This window comes from Ferrovum myxofaciens (assembly GCF_000735045.1).
Lineage (GTDB): Bacteria > Pseudomonadota > Gammaproteobacteria > Burkholderiales > Ferrovaceae > Ferrovum > Ferrovum myxofaciens.
This window is the reverse complement of sequence record NZ_JPOQ01000246.1, coordinates 1-812: the sequence shown is the minus strand read 5'-3', so window position 1 is coordinate 812 and position 812 is coordinate 1. Positions and strand designations below refer to the sequence as shown.

At 49.3% G+C, this 812-nt stretch carries 1 protein-coding gene; it reads left to right on the top strand.

Translation table 11 applies throughout. The annotated features are described in order from the left end of the window. A partial coding sequence (locus tag IV91_RS18565) for a type ISP restriction/modification enzyme (RefSeq protein WP_035418275.1) occupies nucleotides 1-812 on the top strand: 812 nt, incomplete at both ends.

Below are 812 nucleotides of genomic sequence, written 5' to 3'. Positions count from 1 at the left end.
ATTTGAGGGGGAATGCTCGAACGGCAGGAGAATTACGACGCAAGGAAAAAGATAACGTTTTTGGGATGGGGAGCCGTGCGCCCATTGCCATCTCATTGCTGGTCAAAAATCCAAACGGGGAACAGCAGGGCCAGATTTACTTTCACGACATCGGAGACTACCTGACCCGCGAGGAAAAACTGGGCAAACTCATCGAGTTTGGCAGTATTGCAGGGATAACCGAGCAACAACGGTGGCAAACCGTTACCCCGGACCAGCATGGGGACTGGCTCAACCAGCGCGATGACGGGTTCAGCGAATATATTGTCTTGGGAGACAAGTCAGGGACGGAATCCTTGAAGTTGTTTGAGAATTATTCCAGTGGCGTCAAAACCAATCGGGATGCGTGGGTCTATAACTGCTCCCGTTTAAAACTCATCAACACAGTGACCAACATGGTTGAGTTCTATAATGGCGAAGTGGAACGCTACAAAGTGGCCAGCAGTGGACTGACAAAATCCGAGTGGCCTGATGTGGACTTATTTCTGAACTTTAATTCCACCAGAATGAGTTGGACCCGAGAGGTGAAGCAGGACTTGGGTCGCCATAAAACCAGGCAGTTCATTCCGGCCGGTGTGGTAAAAGCACTCTATCGGCCCTTCACGAAGACCTGGATGTACTTCAACCAACACTTCAACAATTGCGTATACCAGATGCCACGGATTTTTCCAGACAGTGCAGCGGAAAACCGGGTGATTGCGACAACCGCAATTGGCTCTCGAAATGGTTTTTCTTGTCTGATAAGCAACCGCCTTGTAGATTTGAATTCTATG